The organism is Comamonas piscis (assembly GCF_014109725.1).
GTDB lineage: Bacteria > Pseudomonadota > Gammaproteobacteria > Burkholderiales > Burkholderiaceae_C > Comamonas > Comamonas piscis.
In genome coordinates, this window is the sequence record NZ_CP058554.1 from 3,956,015 (window position 1) to 3,978,813 (window position 22,799).

14 protein-coding genes are annotated in these 22,799 nt (G+C 63.8%); 6 read left to right on the top strand and 8 right to left on the bottom strand.

Annotated features, from left to right (window positions below; genetic code table 11):
• Positions 1-7 precede the first annotated feature (7 nt).
• The 6 genes from HS961_RS17815 to tenA form a co-directional block, all read right to left on the bottom strand.
• Positions 8-1,450: an efflux transporter outer membrane subunit gene (locus HS961_RS17815; protein ID WP_182324286.1), complete on the bottom strand. Its 1,443-nt coding sequence runs from the start codon at positions 1,448-1,450 to the stop codon at positions 8-10.
• 3 nt (positions 1,451-1,453) lie between these two features.
• Positions 1,454-4,648: an efflux RND transporter permease subunit gene (locus HS961_RS17820; protein WP_182324287.1), complete on the bottom strand. Its 3,195-nt coding sequence runs from the start codon at positions 4,646-4,648 to the stop codon at positions 1,454-1,456.
• Positions 4,645-7,770 carry an efflux RND transporter permease subunit gene (locus HS961_RS17825; RefSeq protein ID WP_182324288.1) on the bottom strand — a complete coding sequence of 1,042 codons (3,126 nt, stop codon included), beginning with the start codon at positions 7,768-7,770 and terminating at the stop codon, positions 4,645-4,647. Before HS961_RS17825 ends, HS961_RS17820 begins: the two co-directional genes overlap by 4 nt.
• Before the next feature lie 13 nt (positions 7,771-7,783).
• On the bottom strand, positions 7,784-9,460 hold the full coding sequence (locus HS961_RS17830; protein WP_182324289.1) for an efflux RND transporter periplasmic adaptor subunit: 1,677 nt from the start codon (positions 9,458-9,460) through the stop codon (positions 7,784-7,786).
• 738 nt (positions 9,461-10,198) lie between these two features.
• Complete coding sequence (locus tag HS961_RS17835) at positions 10,199-10,432, bottom strand: hypothetical protein (RefSeq protein WP_182324290.1); 234 nt, start codon at positions 10,430-10,432, stop codon at positions 10,199-10,201.
• A gap of 224 nt (positions 10,433-10,656) precedes the next feature.
• Complete coding sequence (gene tenA, locus HS961_RS17840; RefSeq protein WP_182324291.1) at positions 10,657-11,322, bottom strand: thiaminase II; 666 nt, start codon at positions 11,320-11,322, stop codon at positions 10,657-10,659.
• Positions 11,323-11,608: 286 nt separating this feature from the next.
• On the opposite strand from tenA, the gene HS961_RS17845 reads away from it, so the two are divergent.
• From HS961_RS17845 to HS961_RS17855, 3 genes are all read left to right on the top strand, one after another.
• A complete protein-coding gene (locus HS961_RS17845; RefSeq protein WP_182324292.1) occupies positions 11,609-12,856 on the top strand; it encodes an NAD(P)/FAD-dependent oxidoreductase in 1,248 nt (415 codons plus the stop codon).
• 226 nt (positions 12,857-13,082) lie between these two features.
• Positions 13,083-13,295 (top strand): 30S ribosomal protein S21, encoded by a 213-nt coding sequence (gene rpsU / locus HS961_RS17850; RefSeq protein WP_007833691.1) that lies wholly within the window; start codon positions 13,083-13,085, stop codon positions 13,293-13,295.
• A 151-nt stretch (positions 13,296-13,446) separates the two neighbouring features.
• Complete coding sequence (locus HS961_RS17855; protein WP_182324294.1) at positions 13,447-13,893, top strand: GatB/YqeY domain-containing protein; 447 nt, start codon at positions 13,447-13,449, stop codon at positions 13,891-13,893.
• Between the two features lie 100 nt (positions 13,894-13,993).
• On the opposite strand, the gene HS961_RS17860 is transcribed toward HS961_RS17855, so the two are convergent.
• Positions 13,994-17,353: an IPTL-CTERM sorting domain-containing protein gene (locus tag HS961_RS17860; protein ID WP_182324296.1), complete on the bottom strand. Its 3,360-nt coding sequence runs from the start codon at positions 17,351-17,353 to the stop codon at positions 13,994-13,996.
• 520 nt (positions 17,354-17,873) lie between these two features.
• On the opposite strand from HS961_RS17860, the gene HS961_RS17865 reads away from it, so the two are divergent.
• The 3 genes from HS961_RS17865 (at position 17,874) to HS961_RS17875 (ending at position 21,853) form a co-directional block, all read left to right on the top strand.
• Positions 17,874-19,109, top strand: coding sequence for a CaiB/BaiF CoA transferase family protein (locus HS961_RS17865; RefSeq protein ID WP_182324298.1), 1,236 nt, complete (start codon positions 17,874-17,876; stop codon positions 19,107-19,109).
• Positions 19,110-19,381: 272 nt separating this feature from the next.
• Complete coding sequence (locus tag HS961_RS17870) at positions 19,382-20,110, top strand: SIMPL domain-containing protein (protein ID WP_182324300.1); 729 nt, start codon at positions 19,382-19,384, stop codon at positions 20,108-20,110.
• A gap of 195 nt (positions 20,111-20,305) precedes the next feature.
• Positions 20,306-21,853 (top strand): hypothetical protein, encoded by a 1,548-nt coding sequence (locus HS961_RS17875; RefSeq protein ID WP_182324302.1) that lies wholly within the window; start codon positions 20,306-20,308, stop codon positions 21,851-21,853.
• Between the two features lie 29 nt (positions 21,854-21,882).
• Here HS961_RS17875 and HS961_RS17880 read toward each other — a convergent pair whose 3' ends face one another.
• Complete coding sequence (locus tag HS961_RS17880) at positions 21,883-22,794, bottom strand: DMT family transporter (RefSeq protein WP_238347646.1); 912 nt, start codon at positions 22,792-22,794, stop codon at positions 21,883-21,885.
• Positions 22,795-22,799 lie beyond the last annotated feature (5 nt).

A 22,799-nucleotide genomic window follows, 5' to 3' on the forward strand; every position in this document is an offset into this window, starting at 1 on the left:
TGAGGTTTTAGGCCTCTGGCTTTGTCCAATCGGCATGCCAACCGCCGCCCAGCTCCTGGATCAGCTGGGCCGCCGCCAGTTGCTGGTTCAGCTGCAACTGGATCAAGGAGCGGCGCGCCGACAGCGCAGTCGCCTGGGCGGTGACCACGTCGGTGTACTGCACCTGGCCTTCCTTGTAGCGGTTGAGCATTTGCTGCTCCACCTTTTCGGCCGAATCCAGGCTTTGCTGCAGCAGCGGCAGCTGGGCATTGAGCGCGGCCACATTGCTCAGCACATCCTCGACCGCCTGGAACGCTGACAGCACCGACTGGCGGTAGCTGGCAGTGCGGGCGGCGTGGGCCGCGCGGGCGGAATCTACCTGCGCCGTCGTGGCCCCGGCGTTGAAGATGCTCTGGCTCAGCGACGCGCCCAACGACCACAGCAGGCCCGAGGCGCTGAACAGATTGCCGATGTTGGATCCGGAGCGGTTCAATGAGCCACTCAGGCTGAGGCTGGGGTAGTAGGCGGCCTGGGCCACGCCGATCTGCGCATTGGCAGCGGCTACGGCGCGCTCGGCCGCCGCAATGTCGGGCCGGCGCTCCAGCAGGGTGGAGGGCACAACACCCGGCACTTGCGGGACGGTTACGTTCCAGGCAGCGGCGGGCAGATCAAACTGCGCCGGTGCCTGGCCTGTCAGCACCGCAATCGCATGCTCATAGGTCTGGCGCGATTGGCGCAGCGATTCCACACTGGCCTGGGTAGTGGTCAAGGTCGTCTGCGCCTGCAGCACCGCAGTGCGCGCTTCGACCCCCACGTCGTAGCGGTTCTGCACAATCTGCAGGCTGCGCTGGTAGCCCTCGATCGACTGCTGCAGGATCTGCATTTCCGCATCCGCCTCGCGCAGTCGGAAGTAGTTTTGCACCAGGCTGCCCACGGCGGACAGCCGCGCGCCCGCCAGGTCGGCCTCGCTGGATTGGGCACTGCTTTGTGCGGCGCTGACCGACTCACGCAGCCGGCCCCACAGATCCGCATCCCAGGCGGCGCTGATGCCCAGCGATGAGCTGCCGTTGCCGCTGGCCTGGCCTCCGCCCTGGCGCGTCTGGCCCAAGGTGCCGTTGACCGTGGGCATCAAACCGGCCTGCTCCAACCGCAAAGCCGCCTGGGCCTGCTGCACGGCAGCAGCGGCCGCTGCAATGTTCTGGTTGTTGATCTGTACCTGTGCAGCCAGCTGGTTCAGGGGCTCGTCGGCAAACAAGGTCCACCAGTCGCCCCGGTCAATCGCATCATTGGGCTGGGCGCTTTGCCACAGCGCGCCCGCTTCTTTAAAGCTGGCTGGTGCGGGGGTGGCGGGCACTTGGTAGGTAGGCGCGACCGAGCAGGCGCTCAGCAGGCCGGCGCAGCACAGAGCCACGGCCAGGCTGCGCAGCCTGGGCGCGCGATAAGAAGGAGAGAGTTCAAGAGAGAGCGTCATGGCTTATCCGTGTTCCGGGGTGGGCATGCCATCGGTGGTGGCACGGCCCAGGTCGCGCTCGTTGGGCGCGCGGCGGCGTAGTTTGTCCAGCAGCACATAGACCACCGGCGTGGTGACCAGGGTCAGCAACTGGCTGGCCAGCAGGCCGCCGATGATGGCGATGCCCAGCGGCTGGCGCAGCTCCGAGCCCTGGCCAAAGCCAATGGCCAGCGGCAAGGCGCCCAGCGCTGCGGCCAAGGTGGTCATCAAGATGGGGCGGAAGCGCAGCATGCAGGCCTCGCGCACGGCATCGATGGCGGACAGCCCGCGCGAGCGCTCGGCCTCCAGCGCAAAGTCGATGATCAGGATCGCGTTTTTCTTCACGATGCCGATGAGCAAGAACACCCCAATGAGCGCAATCACCGTGAACTGCATGTCAAACAGCATCAGCGCAATCACCGCACCCACCCCCGCCGATGGCAGGGTCGACAGCACCGTGATCGGGTGCACCAGGCTTTCATAAAGCATGCCCAGCACGATGTAGATCACCACGATGGCCGCCAGAATCAGGTACAGCTGCTGGTTTTGCGATTTCTGAAAACTCAGCGCCGTGCCCTGGAAGCTGCCGCGCACATTGATCGGCATGGCAATATCGGCCTCGGCCTTGGCGATCACCTGCTGGGCTTCGCTCAGCGCCACGCCAGCATCCAGGTTGAAGGAGATGGTGGTGGACAGCTCGCCATCCTGGTGGTTGACGCTGGTGGGCGCCGGCCGCTCCATCACTTTGGCAAAGCTCGACAGCGGCACCATGGTGGCCACGCTGGTGCTGATCACACTACCAGTCGATGCACTGCGCAGAGCTGGGTTGGATGCCGTGCCCTCGGTGCCGCTCAGGTTCGATGGCACATAGATATCCTGCAGCGCCGGCGGCCCGCGCGTGTACTCCGGTGCCCATTCCATGATCACCGAGTACTGGTTCAGATCGCTGTAGATGGTGGCCACCGAACGCTGGCCAAAGGCGTTGTAGAGCGCATTGTTGATGGACTTGGAGTTGACCCCCAGGCGCGCTGCGGCCTGCTTGTCCACCTCGACATACACTTCCACGCCGCTCTCCGACTGGTCGGTGTCCACGTCCTGCAGCAAGGGCTCTTCCTTCAAACGCTCGGCCAGGCGCGTCGCCCATTTCTTCATGTCGGCGGTGTTGTCGCTCTTGATGGTGTACTGGTAGGTGGAGTTGGACGAGCGCCCGCCCATGCGCAAGTCCTGCACCGGGTTCAGAAACACGCGCAAACCGGTGATCTGCGCCAGCTGCGGCCGCAGCCGCGCCACCACCTGCAGGCTGGTCACGTCACGCTGGCTCACCGGCTTGAGGTTGATAAACACAAAGCCCCCGCCCGAGCGGCTGCCACCAGCAAAACCCACCACCGTGTCGATGGCAGGGTCCTGTTGGATGATGGCCAGCGCCTCCTTGAGCTTGCCGGCCATCGCGGTGGACGAGATGCTCTGGTCCGCGCGCAGGCCGCCGGCCAGCTGGCCGTTGTCCTGCTGCGGGAAAAAGCCCTTTTGCACATGCATGAACAGATAGCCATTCATGGCGATGACGATCAGCAGGATCAGCATCACCACGGTCTTGGCATGCAGGGCCCAATCCAGGCAGCGCTCGTAGACGCGCAGCATGGCGTTGTAGCTGCCTTCCAGCGCGCGGGCAAAACGGCCGCGCGGTGCCGTCTCGATGGCGTCTTCGTTGCGCAAGAACCAGGCGCACATCATCGGCGTGGTGGTCAGCGAGATCACCAAGGAGATCATCACCGCGACCGACAAGGTCACCGCAAACTCCTTGAACAAACGGCCAATCTGGCCTTCCATGAACAGCAGCGGTATAAACACCGCCACCAGGGACAGGCTGATGGACAGCACGGTAAAGCCCACCTCGCGCGCGCCTTGCAGTGCGGCGGCCATCTTGTCCATACCTTCCTCGATGTGGCGGCTGGTGTTCTCCAACACCACAATCGCGTCATCGACCACAAAGCCGGTGGCCACCGTCAGCGCCATCAGGCTCAGGTTGTTCAGGCTATAGCCCAGCAGGTACATGACGCCAAAGGTGCCCAGCAGCGATACGACCGTGGCTACCGCCGGAATCACCGTGGCCCGCGCCTTGCGGATAAAGGCACCCACCACCAGCACCACCAGGATCACCGAGACCAGCAAGGTGGTCTCGATCTCGTGCAAGGACGAGCGGATGGAGTTGGTGCTGTCGCTGGCCACCTGGATCTTCACATCCTTGGGCAGCTGGGCCTGCAGCTCGGGCAAGAGCTTGCGCACGTTGTCCACGGTGTTGATGATGTTGGCGCCGGGCTGGCGCGTGATCAGCACCAGAATGGCCGGCTGGCCATTGAACAGGCCCATGGTGTAGACATTGGCTGGCCCGTCAATGACGCGGGCCACATCGCCCAGCCGGACGGCCGCATTGTCGCGCCAGCCCACCACCAGACTCTGGTACCAACTGGCCTTGCGCTCGGGCGCGGGGGTGTAGATCTGCAGGCGGTTGCCACCGCTCTCGATGGCGCCCTTGGGCCGGTTGGCATTGGCCGCCTGGATGGCGGCGCGCACATCTTCGGTCGCAATACCGTAATGGCTCAAGGCCTGGGGCAGCAGCTCAACCCGCACCGCAGGCAAGGAGCCGCCACCGATTTCCACATCGCCCACGCCATCGACCTGGGAGATGCGCTGACTCACCACATTGGAGACTTCGTCATACAGCTCGCCGGGCGTGCGCGTGGGCGAGGTCATCGCCAAGATGATGATCGGCGAATCCGATGGGTTCATCTTGCGGTAGGTCGGGTTGCTGCGCAGGTCCGATGGCAGATCGGTGCGCGCGGCGTTGATCGCTGCCTGCACCTCGCGCGCCGCGCCATTGATGTCGCGGTTCAGGTCAAACTGCAAGGTCACATTGGCCGACCCGGTGGAGCTGCGCGAGGTCATTTCGTTGACCCCGGCAATCACACCCAGGTGGCGCTCCAGCGGCGTGGCCACGCTGGAGGCCATGTTCTCCGGGCTCGCGCCCGAGAGGCTGGCCGACACCGAAATCACCGGGTAATCCACCTGCGGCAAGGGCGCCACCGGCAGCGCAAAGAACGCAGCAATGCCCGCCAGCGCGATGCCGATGGTCAGCAGAACCGTCGCGACCGGACGTTTGACAAAGGGCGCGGACAGGTTCATGCCTGCACCTCGGCAGGGCCGTTGCCGTTGTCCTTGTTGTTGCCGCCAGGGCGTTGGCGGCGGCCCATGCGCGCGCCGATGCGGTCAAACACCAGGTAGATCACCGGCGTGGTGAACAAGGTCAGCAGCTGGCTTAGCATCAGTCCGCCAAAAATCGCCAGGCCCAGCGGGCGGCGCAGCTCGGCGCCCTCGCCCCAGCCAAACATCAGCGGCAAGGCGGCAAACAAGGCCGCCAAGGTGGTCATCAAGATGGGCCGGAAGCGCAGCAAGGCTGCCTGGTGGATGGCCTCTTGCGGCGCCATGCCCTGGGTGCGCTCGGCATCAATCGCAAAGTCGATCATCATGATCGCGTTCTTCTTGACGATGCCAATCAGCAAGATGATGCCGATGATGCCGATCACGCCCAGGTCGTTGCCGCTGATCATCAAGGCCAGCAACGCGCCCACGCCAGCGGACGGCAAGGTCGAGAGGATGGTGAGCGGGTGCACATAGCTCTCGTACAGCACGCCCAACACGATGTAGACGCAGACCAGCGCCGCCAAAATCAAGACCAGCTGGCTGGTGAGCGAGTTCTGGTAGGCGGCAGCAGCGCCCAGGAACTCCACGGTCAGCGACGAAGGCATACCAATATCTTTGGCCGCCTGCTTGATCGCATCGACCGCATGGCCCAGCGACACGCCGGGCGCGGTGTCGAAGCCCAGGGTGGCGGCGGGGTACTGCGATACGCGGGTCACCTGCAGGGGGGCCATCTGCTCCTCGATCTTGGCAATGGCCGACAGCGGTGTGGCGCCCGTGCTGCTGGCGCTGATCGCCAGGTTGCCCAGGGTCTGCACGCTGTTGAGCTGGTCTTGTTGCGCCTCCAGAATCACACGGTACTGGTTGGTCTCCGTAAAGATCGTCGACACAATGCGCTGGCCAAAGGCGCTGTAGAGGCTGTCATCAATGCTGCTGGCGCTGATGCCCAGGCGCGATGCGGTATCGCGGTCCACATTCACAAAAGCAGACAGGCCCTTGCGCCCGGCATCGCTGGTGGCATTGCGCACCGCGTCCACGTTCTGCAGTTGGCTGACGAGCTTTTGCGTCCAGTCATTGACCTGGTCGGTGTTCACGCCACCAATCGACAGGCGGTATTCGGTGGGACCGGTTTGCGAGTCAATGGTCAGGTCTTGCGAGGGCTGCAAGAAAATACGTACCCCTGCCACCTGGCTCACCCGCTCGCGCAGCCGCTGCATCACCTCGTCCTGCGCATCATGTGGCCGGGTCAGGTTGATGGACAGGCTGCCGGTGTTGAGCATGGTGTTGTTGGCGGCATCCACCCCCACCACCGAGCTGACCGAGGCCACATCCTTGTCCTGCAGGATGGCGCTCACCGCCTGCTGCTGCAGGTTGCTCATGCGGGCAAAGGACACCTCTTGCGCGGCCTCGATCTGCGCCTGCAGCTGGCCGGTATCCTGCGTCGGGAACAAGCCCTTGGGAATGGCCAGGTAGAGCAAGCCCGTCAACACCACGGTGGCCACCGCCACGACCATGGTCAACGCCTGGTGGCGAAACACCCAGTGCAGGCCGCCGTCGTAGTGGTGGATCACCTTATCAAAACCGCGCTGCACCGAAGCCGCCCAGCCGCGCGTGTGCGCCGTCGTGTCCTCTGGCTTGAGCCAGCGCGCCGACATCATCGGCACCAAGGTCAGCGAGACCACCGCCGAGATCAGGATGGTGATGGCCAGGGTCACGGCAAACTCGCGGAACAGGCGGCCCACGATGTCGCCCATAAAGAGCAGCGGAATCAGCACCGCGATCAGCGACACGGTCAGCGAGATGATGGTGAAGCCGATTTGCGCCGCACCCTTCAAGGCGGCGGCCATGGGCGCCTCGCCCTTTTCGATATAGCGGGCGATGTTCTCGATCATCACGATGGCATCGTCGACCACAAAGCCGGTGGCAATGGTCAGCGCCATCAGGCTCAGGTTGTTCAGGCTGTAGCCCAGCAGGTACATGGCCCCGCAACTGCCGATCAGCGAGATGGGCACCGCCAGGCTGGCGATCACCGTGGCGCGCAGGCTGTGCAGGAAGAAGAAGATCACCAGCACCACCATCACCACGGCCAGCGCCAGCTCCATCTGCACATGCTCGACGGAGGCGCGGATGCCGGTGGTGCGGTCGGTAAGCACCTTGACCTCTACCGAGGCGGGCAAGGAGGCGGTGAGCTCGGGCAGGCGCTGCTTGATCGCATCGACCGTGGCAATCACATTGGCACCGGGCTGGCGCTGCACATTCAAGATGATGGCTGGCGTCTCATCGACCCAGGCGGCCAGCCGGTCGTTCTCGGCACTGGCCACCACGCGCGCCACATCCTTCATCATCACCGGGGCGCCGTCCTTCCAGGACACGACCAGGTTCATATAGTCGTCCGCCGTCAGCAGCTGGTCATTGCTGTTGATCGAGTAGGAGCGCTTGGGGCCGTCAAAGCTACCCTTGGCGGTGTTGGAATTGGCATTGCTGATGGCAGTGCGCAGGCTGCTCAAGGTAATGCCATTGGCCGCCAGTGCCTGGGTGTTGGCCTGGATGCGCATCGCTGGCTTTTGCCCGCCTTCCAAACTGACCAGTCCCACGCCGGTGACCTGGCTGATCTTTTGTGCCAGGCGGGTGTTGACGATGTTCTGCACCTCGGTGAGCGGCAGCTCCTTGGAGGTGATGGCCAGGCTCATCACCGGCGTATCGGCCGGGTTGACCTTGGCATAAATCGGTGGCGCGGGCAGGTCGGCCGGCAGCAGCGCGCTGCTGGCGTTGATCGCCGCCTGCACCTCTTGCTCCGCCACGTCCAGCGACAAGCCCAGCTGGAACTGCAGGGTCACGATGGACACGCCTGCGGCGCTGGTGGACGACATGCGGTCCAGCCCGGACATCTGGCCGAGCTGGCGCTCCAGCGGCGCAGTCACGGTGCGGCTCATCACCTCAGGGCTGGCGCCGGGGTATAGGGTCTGCACCTGGATGGTTGGGTAATCGACCTCGGGCAGCGCCGACAATGGCAGCAACCGGAAGCCGACCAAGCCGGTCAGCACAATGGCCAGCATCAGCAAGGCCGTCGCTACCGGCCGCTGGATAAAGGGACGGGAAGGACTCATCGCTCAGCCCGCCTTAAGGATTGGCGCGCTGGGCGGGTTGCACGGTGGCGGCGGGCGCCATGCCCTTGGGCAAGTCTTCTGGCTTGATGGGGGTACTGCCTTGACCTGCCGGTTGGCCGGTAGAAGGCGAGGAGGACGATCCGCCAGACGCGCCTGCCGCCGGCTCTGGGTTTGCCGCAGGCGCAGCATGGCTGGGTTGACCGGCATTGGGCTCTACGGCAGCACCACTGCCACCACCGCTACCGCCTCCATTACCGCCGGCCGTGCCAGTGCCCGCAGCGGCAGCAGGTGCGGTGGCACCGGCAGCGCCACGGCCCTCGCCATTGCCACGTCGGCCGCTGCCATCGCGCGGGGCGCCCTCACGCGCGCCGCCCTCACGTGGGCCGCGCCGGCCACTGCTGGCGCCTTGGGCTTGCGTGGGGGTATCGCCCTGCAAGGCCACCACGGCGCCATCCTTCAAACGGTCGGCACCCTCGGTCACGACCAGCTCGCCTTCCTTGAGGCCCGAGTTGATGGCCACCCATTCCACCGTGCTCATGCCCCGGATAACGGTGCGCTGGGTGACGGTGCGGTCGGCATTGACCACATAGACAAAATCGCCATTGCCGCCGGTGCGGATGGCAGTCACCGGCACCACCAACGCGCTCTCGTCCTTCAAGGTCAAGCGGGTGTTGACGAACTGGTTGGGGAACAGCGCGCCGTCGGCATTTTGAAAGCGGGCCTTGGCCTTGACGGTGCCGGTGGCGGTGTCGACCAGGTTGTCCAGGGTCAGGAACACGCCCTGCGCCACAGTCTTGTTGCCGGCGCGGTCCAGCGCCACCACCTGCAGCCGGGCATCGGCCTTTTGCGCGCCCATCACCGAGGGGATATGGTCCTGCGGCACGGTGAAGCTCACATCGATCGGCGCAATCTTGGTGATAACGGCAATGCCGGTGGTACCACCCGCGCTGATGTAGTTGCCCGGGTCCATCGTGCGCAAACCAATGCGGCCATCGATGGGCGAGGTGATGCTGGCATAACCCAGGTTGAGCTGGGCCGTTTGTACCTGTGCCTGGTCGGTGAGGACCGTGCCTTCGAGCTGCTTGGCCAACGCGGCCTGGGTGTCCAGATCCTGGCGGGCGATCGAATCCTGGTCCCACAAGGTCTGGTAGCGTTTCAGCGTCACGCGCGCTGCATCGAGCTGCGCCTGGTCGCGCGCCAGCTGGCCCTTGGCCTGCTGCAAGGCCTGCTCAAACGGGCGCGGATCAATCTGGGCCAGCTTCTGGCCCTTCTTGACCATCTGGCCTTCGGTGAACAGCACATCGCGCAGAATGCCCGAGACCTGGGTGGTCAAGGTCACCGTGGTGGTGGGTACCACCGTGCCCATCGCTGTCAAGGTCACGGGCAAGGTCTCGCGGCGCGCGGCCGCACTGCCTACCGTGACGGCCATGGCGCGCATTGCTGCACCGCCGCCCATGCCGGGAGGGCCTCCCATGCCAGGCGGGCCACCGGCCATGCCCATCGGGGTTTTCTTGCTCTGCACAAGGTACCAGGCGCCGCCCGCCAGCGCCGCCACCAGCGCGATGGCAATCGCCGAGCCCAACCAGCGGCTGCGGCGCTTGGGTGCTGTTGTGGCATAGGTACCAGGCGATGTGCCGCCTGCGGCTGGGGCTTGGGTGGGACGGGTTGAATTATTGGAGTTATGGTCCATGGCAGCAATCGGTCAGAGGTGTGTTACAGCAGCGGCTGGAGGCGAGATTCCTGCATCGGCAACGGCATGTAAAGAATGACCGCATCCTAGTGCAGCCATGTTGCACGAGGCCTGTACCGACTGCGAAGATAAGTAAACGCCTCCACCGCCAGACCCAGAGTCTACGGGGATTCAGAGGCGGCAAGCTATCTGCAGGGCTGTTTGGCAGCCGGGTTTTGGGCCCGAGGTACTCGCAGCAGAAATTGCGCTGGCAACGTTGCATTGTCTCCCTACACCAAAGTGAGCCAACACTACGGCATCCCTTGATCCGACCGCCGCGTGCGATCCGCGATGGCAAGTCCAGCCCCAAATGGGCGCGACACTGCTTGTCCCCATTGCACGGGCACAATGCTGTGGAAAGCTGTGAAGAAGCTTGTAGATAAGCGGGGCAATGTTTTGATTTACAAGCACAATGCCAGCCATGCTGAAAATTGAGGCATACCGGGCTATTTGCGCAGTTCCGCTGCAGTTTTCGGCCCCCTCGACGCTCTCAACACCCTTTTGAGGTAGGGAAAAGCCCGCTTTCAAGCGGTTCCCGGCTTGTCCCCATTCCGTGGGCACAATCTTGTGGAAAGCTCTGTGTACAGCTGTAGATAAGCTTTCCAAGCTATTGAAATGATGGCACTAAGCGATTGATGGTGAAAAAAAAGGCAGCCTGCTTAGGTTGCCTGGGTGCTTTGGCTTGGCGCTGGCTGGGGATCAGGCATCGTTGCGCTTGATCTGTTGCAGGCCTTGCTCGGTAATGGCCATGTAGCCCTCACGCTCCACCACCATGCCGCGCTCCAGCAGGCGCTTGGAGACATGCGCATGCACGGCATCCTCCAGCGAAATTTTTTCTCCCAATTCCAGCTTCTTCAAAACAGCCAACTCATCGACCGTGGGTTCAAACACGGGGGCGTGGTAAGTGGTATGGGTCGTATTGCTAGACAACATGGCAACTCCTTTTAAGGTTGCGATACGTGCGTGTAGGCCTCGGGCTCGCTCGGGGTCTGCGCGTTGGCGCATCTGGTAAATGAATGCCACGAAGCGTAAGACCGTTTTACGAAAGCGCCTGTAGGCGAATACCGCCAGCCTATCGCTCCTTGGAGCAGCATTGCATAACTTTACGCCGGCGCTGCCCTGTCTTTACCAACTGCGCACGCCCCACCCGCTGCGGTTCATCGCGTGGGCCAGTTGCTCTCTTGGTAGGCGCTGTCCCAGAACATCCATTCCAGCTCGGCGCTGTAGCGGTAGGCCTCGGCCATGCGCGTGCGGGTGGCGCTGTCTGCGGCGTCGGCCACGCGGTCGATGGTAGCGATCACGGCGCGCACGGCGGCATGGAATTCCTCACTGGCATAAGTGTCCACCCAGGCCTGGTAAGGGTTGCCGGGCTGCGAGCGGGCGTGGATATCGCGCCCCACTTCCGCATAGATCCAAAAGCATGGCAGCAGCCCCGCCAGCGCGACCGGGTAGCTTTCCGACCAGCTGTTGGCCAGCAAAAAGCTGGTGTAGTGGTGGCAGGCCGGCGTCAGCGGCGTGGTGGCAAAGTCCTGCGCGCTGATGCCAAAGTCGCGCATAAAGCCATCGTGCAGCTTGCGCTCTTCCACCACCGCCTCGTTCGCGGCATTGGCAAACTGCACCACGCCTTCTGCCTGGTCGGCCTTGGCAGCAGCCACCGCCAGCGCACGGCCATAGGCAACCAGGTAATGCGCATCCTGAATCATGTAATGGCGAAAGCGCTCGACCGACAAGCTGCCTGCTGCCAGCTCGCGATTGAAAGGGTGGTCCAAAGTGCGCTGGTACAGCGCCTGGTTGGCTTGCCACAAGCCCTGGCAAAACGACATGCGAACTCCTCAACGGATCTAAGACAAGCGCTGATTGTCGGCGACAGCGCTTGGGGCTCAGACGAACCGGGCCGCTGATCGGCGGGGCATGCCTGCTTGGCGGAACTGGATCTCTTCACTGGCGTCCTTATTAAGCACATGGCTCGCCTTCCAAGACGCTCTGCAAAAAGCCTGGCATGGCTGGGACCGTCTGGGTCGGGCGCACGGTAGGCAGCCACATCACCGATAATCGCTGCTTTTGTCAGCGCAGCACTCCCCGCGGTGCCCGCCCAACTTCCGGATCCGCATGTCTTCTCCCGCCCCCACCCACCTGTTTGATACCGTCATCCTTGGCGCAGGCGCTGCAGGCCTCTTCTGTGCGGCGCAGGCGGGGCAGCGCGGGCTCAAGGTGCTGCTGATCGACCATGCAGCCAAGGTGGCAGAGAAGATCCGCATCTCGGGCGGCGGCCGTAGCAACTTCACCAACCGTGATCTGGATGTGCGCCAGCCGCATAAGCATTTTGTCGGCCAGAACCCGCAGTTTTGCCGCTCGGCGCTGTCGCGCTTTGGGCCGGCCGACTTTGTCGCGCTGGTCGACAAGCACGGCATCGCCTACCACGAGAAGCACAAGGGCCAGCTGTTTGCTGACCACTCCGCCGAAGACATCATCGCGATGCTGATGGCCGAGTGCCGCGCAGGCCAGGTGACCCACTGGCAGCCTTGCGCCGTCAATGGCGTCACGGCGCTGGAAGCGGATGCGCAAGGCAACCGATTCCAAGTCAACACCGCCCAAGGCATGGTGCATTGCCGCCACTTGGTGGTGGCCACCGGCGGCCTGTCCATCCCCAAGATTGGTGCCAGCGACCTGGGCTACCGCTTGGCGCAGCAGTTTGGGCTGGCGCTGGTGCCGCGCGTGCCTGGCCTGGTGCCGATGACCTTTGATGGCAGCGCCTGGGCGCCCTATGCACAGCTGGCAGGCCTGGCCTTGCCGGTGGTGATTGGCACCGGCAGCAAGAAAACCCGCATGAGCTTCAACGAGGACCTGCTGTTCACACACCGGGGCCTGTCGGGGCCGGCGATCCTGCAGATCTCCAGCTACTGGACGCCGGGCACGCCCATCGACATCAACCTGGTGCCCGACATCGATGTGGCCGCGCACCTGATGGCGGCCAAGCAGCAGTCGCGCAAATTGATCGTCAACGAATTGGCGGGCCTGGTGCCCGCCCGTCTGGCCGATGCCTGGGTGGCGCAGGATGCGGACTTGCAGCGCCCGGTGGCCGAAGCCAGCGACAAGGCCTTGCAGCGCCTGGCCGAGCGCCTGACGCGCTGGGAGCTGACCCCCACCGGCACTGAAGGCTACAAAAAAGCCGAGGTCACCGTCGGCGGCGTGGACACCAAGGAGCTGTCGCAGCAGACGATGGAGGCCAAGCAGGTGCCGGGCCTCTACTGCATCGGCGAGGTGGTGGACATCACCGGCTGGCTGGGCGGCTACAACTTTCAGTGGGCCTGGGCCAGCGCGGTGGCCTGTGCAGCGGGCATGGCGGAGAGCCAGTAGCAAGATGCCTATAACGGCGCGCTGTAACAACAGTTCAGCTTCACATCCGTTCCCAAGCGGCAGCCCTATTGCCTTTTGATGAAAAGCTGGTTATAATCCCACCTCTTTGCTGGCAAAGCCCTGTCTGCCAATACTAGTCAATATGACAGGGCAAAACCGCCATTCAAGGCTTTGGGGCCCGATCTTTCCCAAAACCCGCTGTTGGCACCAATGGAAACATTAGCTAATGACGACTATCCGTGTAAAAGAAAACGAACCCTTTGACGTTGCGCTGCGCCGCTTCAAGCGCACCATCGAAAAACTGGGCCTGCTGACCGACCTGCGCGCTCGCGAGTTCTACGAAAAGCCAACCGCTGAGCGTAAGCGCAAGAAGGCTGCTGCCGTCAAGCGCCACTACAAGCGCGTTCGCAGCATGCAGCTGCCCAAGAAGCTGTACTAATTGCAGCGTTCACACGCCCGGCGCTATTTGCCCAGGCTGTGACACCACCCGCGCTCGGGACGCCAGGCGCGGGTTTTTTATTTTCTGGCCACGGCCAGCATTGTTAGGCAGACCGCTGCTTGCTCGGACGGCCTGCCACCAGGAGCCTGTTATGAGCTTGAAAGCACAAATCACCGAAGACATGAAGACAGCGATGCGCGCCAAGGACACGGAACGCCTGGGCACCATCCGCTTGCTGCAAGCTGCGATGAAGCAGAAGGAAGTCGATGAGCGCGTCGAGATCGACGACACCATGGTGATCGCCATCGTCGACAAGATGATCAAGCAGCGCAAGGACAGCATTGCCGCGTTTGAAGGCGCAGGTCGCCAGGATCTGGCCGACAAGGAAAAGTCTGAGATCGAGGTCATCAAGGCCTATCTGCCAGAGCGCATGACCGCCGAAGAAGTGACCGCCGCCGTCAAGGCCATCGTGGCCGAGCTGGGTGCCGCAGGTCCTGGCGACATGGGCAAGGTCATGGGCGCCGTCAAGACCCAGCTGGCCGGCAAGGCCGACATGGGCCAGGTCTCTGCCGCTGTAAAAGCCGCACTCGCACCCTGATCGCTTTGATCCACGGCACGGGGCAGCAGTGCCCCAGCGCCGCCATAAAAAAACCACTGCAGCAAGCGCTACAGTGGTTTTTTTGTGGGCACTGCGGCGTTCAGCGGCGATGGGGTTGGCGCGCTCGGCGCAGGCCCCATGCGGCGCCACCGCCCAGCAGCAACGACATCAGCAACAGTCCAGCCGGCGATACCGTGGGCACTGCAACTGGCGCAGGCCGAGGCGTTGGATCCGGTGTGGGGTCTGGCGTCGGATCGGGTGCTGGATCAGGCGCAGGGGGATCCACCTCGATGCCATTGCGGTAGACCTCATCCTCGTCCTCACTGACGCACGGCGCTTCCAGGCTGCATGGGGCCGCACCGGTTACACGTGCCAGGTTGCGGGCCCGCGCCGGTGCCAGGGCCGTTATCTGGGCTAGCACGGCATAGCGGATCGATTCGCCACCCGCCAGCCTCACGCCCGTACAACCGGAAAGGCTGCAAACACCAGCGGCGCTGCTGGCACCTACCTCAGTCGCACTGATGTCAGTCACCAGCATGCCGGTCGGCACATCGTCCCACTGCAATTGCGCAGGCATACCGCCCTGGTTGCTGAGCGTCACCACATAGCGGGTGCTGCTGCCTTCCAGCACCTGGCTCACGCCATTGCTTTTATGCACGCTGATGTGGGCCGGTGCCAGTACATCGGTGCGCGCCTGGGCACAGCTCTCGGCAGGCATGCACGCAGCGCCCGGCTCCGGAGGCTCGCTGCCACCCAGCGGGTCCATCGCTGCATGGTTGATGATGGCGCCTGCGGTTGCGGGTGCCAGCGTATGCAGACGGAAGGCCGCTCTGGCACCCTGCTCCAGCGCGGCATCCAGCACCACGTCGCACCGCAAAGGCGCTCCAGTACAGACTACCGATTCCACGCCATCACCCGGGGTCGCACCCGTCAAGCGCATGCCCTCCGGCAAGGCCTCGGCCACGGTCAGCGTATGCCCGGCTGCCACGGCCGTTTGGCCACTGTTGCCGATGCTGAATAGGTAGTCCAGCGCCTGGCCAGCTTCCACCGTTTCAGCCCCGGTCTTCGTCAACGTCAAATGCACAGGGGTGCGCAAGCTGTCGGTATCGGTGGCGGTGCAAGGGGCCGCTGCAAGGCAGTTGGCGCCTGTCAAAACCGCCGTGTTGCTCACCACCGCATCGGCGCTCCCTTCCACCAAGGCCGTCAGCTTTGCCCGCACCTGGTAGCTGACGCTGGCCTGCGCGGCAACGTTGATACCCGTGCAACCCATCGGGGCCTCCAGGCTACAGCTGCCGGCATCGCTGGGCGCCGTGGCAGGCAGCGGCGTGATGGCTTCAATCTCCATGCCAGCAGGGCTGTCCAGCCAGGCCAGTCCGCTGGCGGGCATGCCGCCGCTGTTGCTGATGGTGACGGTGTAGGTGGTTTGGGCGCCTTCTGCCAGCGCCTCGGTGCCATTGTCCTTGCGGATGCTGACAGCTGCAGGCAGCACAATCGCGTCCCGGTCTTCAGCGCTGCAGCTGTTGCCGGCGCTGCAAGTGGCGCCACTGAGGGTGACGGTATTGCGCGCGGCATCCGCACCGACCTCGCCAGTCACCGTTGCCTGCACGGCATACACCATGGTTTCTCCAGCGGCGACCGAGATGTCCGAACAACCGCTGACCGTGCAGAGGCCGGCGTCACTGTTGGCGCCCACCGTCGTCGCGCTGATGCGGTCAATGCGCAGGCCTACCGGGGTCTCCGCCCAGCGCAGACCCGTTGCAGCGCTGCCGCCGGTGTTGCGCAGCACTACTTGGTAGACCGTGCTGGCACCCTGGGCCAGCACCTCCACACCATTGCTCTTGCGGATATCCAGGTTGGCCAGGCTAACCACCAGATCCGTGTCCGTGCTGGCGCAGCCTGCGACCAACTCGCTCGTACAGGTACCGCCCAGCACCACGGCCTTGTTGCTGACCGATGCACCTGCAGCGACCGCAGCATTCAGTTTGGCGGTGACGAAGTAGGTAATGGACTGGCCGGCCGCCAACGCCACGCCCGTGCAACCGGCGGTCGTGCAGGTCCCCGCCACACTGCCAGCACCGACGGTGCCTGCCCGGATACCGCTGACCACCATGCCGCTGAGCACATCGCTCCAGCGCAGGCCCGTGAAAGCGGTGCCCGCGCTGTTGCTCAGGGTCACGCCGTAGGTCGTCTCGGCACCCACGGTCAAGCGGTCCACGCCGTTGGTTTTGACCACGCTCACCGAGTCGGACGCGACAATCAAATCCGCGTCCGTGCTGCTGCAACTGGCAGGGCTGCCGTTGCTGCAGTTGGCCCCATCGACCAAGGCGGTGTTGGATGCCATCGTGCCCACGGCAGCGATGATTTCGGCCTCGACCTGGTAGGCCAACGACGCACCAGGCGCCAAGCGCAAGCCCGTACAACCTGCGGTATCACAAACGCCAGCATCACTACCCACGCCCACGTCGCTGGCCTGTATGCCCAGCACGCGCAGACCCTGTGGCATATCCAGCCAGAAGACATCACTGGCCAGCGAGCCCCCGGTATTGCTGATGGTGACGGTGTAGACCGTGCGGCCGCCGGCGATCACCGCAGCCAGGTTGTTGGTCTTTTGCACGCCCAAGGCGGCGGGGGTGCTCACGGCCTCCTGGTTGTAGGCCACAAAGGCGATGTCCGAGTCACCGCTCAAAGCCTGCACAAATCCTGCTACCCGGCCCATGTTTTCAGGTGTGATGCCAAAGTCCGCAAAATGGTAGGCGCGCATGCGCAGATCGCGGCTGCCGTCGCCCACACTGGCCTTGGTGTGGTTGGGGTTCCAGAACTGCCAGTTCTGCCGGGCAACCACCGGCACACTGCTCAGCGCGATGCTGACAGCGTTGCCGACCACAGCGCCAGTGTCGTCGATGAAATAGAACTGGTCGGCCTTGCTGGACGGCTGGCCCACCTGGGTGACCAGCACATCGGGCACGGTATCCGTCGTGGATTCCGGATTGCCCACGCTGGCACTGAAGCGCAGCGAACTCGCCGGGATGTTGAACAGCGCGGTGTTGAGGTCCAGTCCACGCACGCCATCGGACAGGTAGGAAGCCCGGGTCTTGGAGATGTCGTAACTGCCACTTTGGGCAATCGCATTGAGTCCGCCCGACGCTGGGAGCGAGCTGGGGTTGGGCGTAAAAGCCTGGAACACCGCCGGCTGGAAAGCACCGGTGACTACCGCATCGTTGACACCGGTCGAGTAGCGTACACCACCTGCGATAAACGCCAGCAAATCGTTATGCCCATTGGCTGCCGCCACACTGGCTGCATTGCTGGTGTTGGCAGTCCAGCTATTGCTGTTGAAGCTGCCCCATACGGCGGTCACGTTGTCTGCCGCATGCGCGGAAGCCAAGCCCGCCAGACAGGCCATGCCCACCCAGCCACGCAGCAGTTTGGCACCGGCTGCCACCCCATTCGCTGAACCCATCACACCTTAACCGTTCTTGTAGAAAACACCGGCAAACGACATGCCAAGGCCCTGAAGCCTGTGCAGCATCAGGGCCAGTGTTCATTAGTTGAAATTAAGAAAAATATATTAACTTAATCAATTATCAAAAATAAGCCTTTGATTCCATGTATTCACTTTGGTTAACAAAGAGTGAAACGCCGCAAAGGCCAGACCTTGATGCGGATCAAGAAATTTCAATTCGTTATATTTGTATCTTAACATTACAAGAAATTCGGACCCGATGGCTGGTATATGGCATCTATCGGGCAGGCCATCAGCGCCATTTTTTGCAGGCCGCCTGCGGCCAACAGATACCTGCTTTCTGAATCCTTTCTGTACCGCAGGGACAGCCGATGGCGCTTGTAACCTGGCGGATGTGGTACACACGGCATAGTCCTGTCTACCCACCTGGCTGGCTGCCGCAGCGGCACCCGCTGCGAGATGTACCGAGCCCTGCGCTCACCCCCCTGCCCGCCGATGCTTTCTGCTTTCCTGAGTCATGCACCACACCGACACTCCCGCCTCTCCGAATACGCCTCCCACTTCATCGACGCTGCCTCTCGCCGGCCTGCGCGTCGTCGAGTTCAGCCATATGGTGATGGGCCCCACCTGCGGCCTGGTGCTGGCCGATCTGGGGGCGGAGGTCATCAAGGTGGAGCCGGTGGAGGGGGACCGCACCCGCCACCTGCTGGGCGCGGGGGCAGGATTTTTCCCGATGTTCAACCGCAACAAGAAAAGCGTGGCCATCGACCTGCGCCAGGCCTCGGGGCTGGAGGCGGCGATCCGGCTGGCCAGCACGGCCGACATCGTGGTGCAGAACTTCAAGCCCGGCGTGATGCGCAAGTACGGGCTCGACTACCGCGCGCTGTCACAGCTCAACCCGCGTCTGATCTATGTGAACCACACCGGCTTTCTGCCCGGGCCCTACGAGCACCGCACTGCGCTGGACGAGGTGGTGCAGATGATGGGCGGCCTGGCCTATATGACCGGCCGCCCCGGTGATCCGCTGCGCGCAGGCACCAGCGTCAACGACATCATGGGCGGCATGTTTGGTGCCATTGGTGCGATGGCTGCGCTGATGCAGCGCGCGCAGACGGGCCGGGGACAAGAGATTGATTCCGCGCTGTTCGAGAACAATGTGTTCCTGGTCGGCCAGCACATGATGCAGTTCGCGGTGACGGGCGAGGCGGCCGAGCCCATGCCCAACCGCATCTCGGCCTGGTCGGTGTATGACGTGTTCACCGTGCAGGATGGCGCGCAGATTTTTCTGGCCGCCGTGAGCGATGCGCAATGGGCCACCCTGTGCCAGGCCTTCGGCTGGGGCGATCTGCTGGCACACCCGGGCTACACCAGCAACAACGACCGGGTGCGCCTGCGCCCCCAGCTGCTGCCCGAGCTGCGCCAGCGCTTTGCCACGATGACGGCTGCGCACATTGGCCAGATCTTTGAGGACAACGGCCTGCCCTACGCGCCCATCAGCAAGCCCGAAGAGCTGCTGGACGACCCGCACCTGCTGGCCAGCGGTGGCCTGGCCCCTGTGCGGCTGAGCGATGGCGAGCGCGCCGGGCAAATGGCGCCCACCACCTTGCTGCCGCTGCGCATGGCCGGTGAGCGCCTGGGCGTGCGCATGGACCCGCCTCAGCTGGGCCAGCACACGCAGGAGCTGCTGCGCAGTCTGGGCTATGGCGATGACGGCATTGCCGCCTTGCGGGACAGCCAGGCCATTGCGGGTTGAGAACAGGGCCAGTGCCCCAGGCCCCCAAGCCCCTTGTGCAAATGTGAAAATCCATCAACCCGGTCCATTGCGGCGGGCTGTCCTACAGGGACGCTGCTGGGTCCGGCCTACGCTGTCGCTCTTCGTCGTGGTGGAAGCCCTGCTACAAACGCTTGCATCGGTAGTACGCTTTGCGAAACTTGCAAGCACTCCACCACTCCAAGCCCGGTGATCTGAGCTCCTGGGCTTGAGCCAGGATGCCCTCCGCGACTGTTTTGAAAAAGGAAAGTTTGATGAAAAAAATGCGCATGCTGGCCACCGCCGCCCTGATCGCTGCCACCCCTTTTGTAGCCTCTACCGCCATGGCCCAAAACACCACCCCTGCCGCCGTCGACAAACGCCCAAGCCTGAACCTGGATGCCGAAGCCACCACGCGCGTGCCTGAAGACACGGCCTGGGCGCAGTTCAGCGTGGAGAAGGAATCCAAGGACCAGGCCCAGGCCCAGCAAATGGGCAAGACGGCGCTGGCCGATGTGCTGGCCACCGCCAAGAAGTCCTCGACCCTGCAAGTGACGACCGAGAACCTGTTTACCAGCCCCGTCTACAACAAGGATGGCAAAGTGACCAGCTGGCGCACCCAGTTCAATGTGCAGCTCGAATCGACGGACACCGCCGTGCTGGGCCAGACGATGGCAGCGCTGATGGACAAGGCCCGCCTGACCGGCTCGGGCTTCCGCCTGTCCGATGCAGCGCGCAACAAGGCGCAGGACCAGCTGATCGCTGAAGCCGTCAAGAACTTCAACGCCAAGGCCAAGGTCACCGCCAATGCCATGGGTTATGCGCAGTACGAGTACGACACCATCAACCTGAGCCAAAGCGGCAGCAGCCAACCGATGCCGCGCATGAACCGTGGCGTAGCCATGATGAGCAAGATGGAAGACAGCAGCGCGCCCGTGGGCCTGGAGCCGGGCTACACCACCGTGTCGGTCAGCATGTCGGGTGCAGTGCGTTTGATCAAGTAATCAGCAGCTGCAGGGCGCAGTGAACCAGCGCCCCACCGAATCCAAGCCAGTGGATGGGCCAAAACCATCCCCTGGCTTTTTTACGCCCACCCGGAGCAAGTGATTAACCACTCACAACCCTCAGCCAATCTCACACACCGTAAACATTTGTAGCAATATGGGCGCCGTAGCCATCCCGGCTAGCAGGAGTGCATCATGTTCCGTACTGGTCGCCCTTGGCTGCAGCGCAGCCCGCTCTTTAGATCTGCCGTGCTCGCCAGCACCATCGCCTTGGCGTCCAACCCGCCGGCGCAGGCGGCCAGCGACTTCACCCCCCTACCGGGCACCTGGATTGTCAGCGCCGAGCAGGATGGTAAGCCTGGCCGGGGCATGGCCATAGATGTGCAGGATGGCGTGCTGGTCATGCAGGTCTACAACTACCGGGCTAATGGCACGGCTACCTTCCACCTCGCCGTCGGCAGTATCGACGGCAACCAGGTCGCTGCGCCGCTCAAAAGCTACCGGGGCGGGCGCTACTTCGGCAGTGGGCCGCTGTCGGGCGTCGAGGATGGCGATGCCGGAGAAGTGCGCATCGAGTTCACCAGCGCCACCCAGGCGCAGCTGCAGTTTCCGGGTGAGCCCACGGTAGCGATACAGCGCTTCCGCTTTGACAACACCGCGCCCTCTGCCTTGCCTTCGGCCTACTGGCTGATGTCGATGCAGAACGCCAGTGGCACAGCAGTGCAATCGGCGCTAGCGTTGACTGGGGTGGACACCAGCTCCGGCCCCGCCATGGCCATCGTGTTCCCCGCGGGGAACCAGACCGTGGTCGCTTGCAGCTACAGCGCAACCTTGCAAGGCTTCAACTGCAGCAATGGCAGCGGCACTCCAGCTGTCAGGCTGCAGTTCCAGACAGCCCTCCACCAGATGAGCGGTGCAGCCCAGATCGATGGCAGCAACTACCAAATGGTCGGCCAGCGCCTGCTCAGCCCGGATGGCTATGACTCGCTGGTTTTCAGCGACAACCCGCCCGTGCCCGCCAGCGGCACCTGGATCGTGACCGGCGAGAAAAACGGCCAGCCCGGGCGCGGCATGGCCATCGATGTGCAGACCGGCACCCTGGTCATGCAGGTCTACAACTACCAGGCAGACGGCAATGCCACTTTCCACCTGGGCGTGGGCGCCTTTGCCAACGGCCAGGCCAGCGCCCCGCTCAAAAGCTACCAGGGCGGCCGCTACTTTGGCAGCGGCCCGCGCAGCGGCACGGAGGCCTCCACGGCGGGCGACGTGTTTCTCGATTTCAGCTCACCGACACGCGGCCATATCCGCTTTCCGGGCGAAGGGGCAGTCGCCATCGAGCGCTTTCAATTCGCACCGGTGGCGCCGGACCCTGCCAGCCTGCTGGGCAACTGGACCTTCCACGACACCACCAACAAGGAGACCGCACATGTGGCGCTGACCCAGGTCGATGGCAATGCCGCCACCACCGCTGGCGGCGGCGTGCGCTGCAGCTTTCAGAACCCAGCCACCGCCCAGGTGCGCTGCGTCGAAACCTTCACGATCTCGGGCCGGGGCAGTGTCTACCTCAAGGACTACCGCTTTGTGCTGCAAACCGATATGGGAGCGGGCAAGGCTTTGACAGCAGGCGAGCTGGCCCGCAGCGATGTGCTGCCCGATGACAGCAGCACGGCAAACAACTCTTTGCTGGCCTTGCGCACGATGGACCGCCGGGGCATGAAGCTGGGTCTGGGCACCTCGTTCTAGCGCAGCTACGCTGGGCGCCCCCGCCCGGCTCAGCTCAGCCGGGCCAGAATCAGCACCACGCCGGCCACCGTGAGCAAGGCGCCGCCCATCGCGCCCAAGGTGGGCGGCACCTTCGTCTTCCACCACAGCAGCGGCAGCAGCAAGATGGGTGAGACGGAGGACAGCATGCCCACCAGCCCGGCACTGCCGTATTTGAGTGCGGCGAGGATCAAGGTCATGCCCATGGCCATCGACAAAAAGGCGCTGCCTGCCAGCAGCATCCAATCACGGCCCTCCATCACGGCGGTCAGCCGCGCAGGCTTCCAGCCCACCAGCAGCAGCAGGGCATGAAAGCCAAAGCCTGCCGCCATGCGCACAGCAGATGCGGCGACCGGGTCCACATCGGGGCCCATCACCGGCTTGACCACCAAGGTGCCGAGCGCCTGGCCCAAGGCGGCGACCAGCCCCAGGCTCACGCCCACGGCCAGCCGGCCGCGCGTGGCCTCCAGGCTCGATTCGCTGCCGGCCCGCTTGCCAAAGGCAATGGCGCACATCACGCCGCTCAGCACCAGCGCGCAGCCCAGCATGGCGACGGCGCCCATGCGCTCGCCCAAAAACAAGGCGGCCAACACCGCCGACATCATCGAATGGGTGGCAAACAAAATGCCTGATCGGCGCGGCCCCAGCCGGTTCATGCAGGCAAACAACACCGTGTCGCCAATGAAGATGCCAATAAAGCCCGACAGCACCAGCACGCCCACCAGCGCCAGGTTCAGGCTGCCCCAGGTGCCCGCCACGGTGGCCCAGCCGCCCAGCATCAGCGTGGCAAACACCATGCGCCAGCGGGTAAAGGCAAAGGCGCCCATCTTGCGCGCCACCGGGGCGGAGAACAGCGCAGCCATCGCCCAGCAGGCGGCGGCCAGCACGGCCAGAGATTCGGGGGGAAAAGGAAAAGTCGACACGGCAG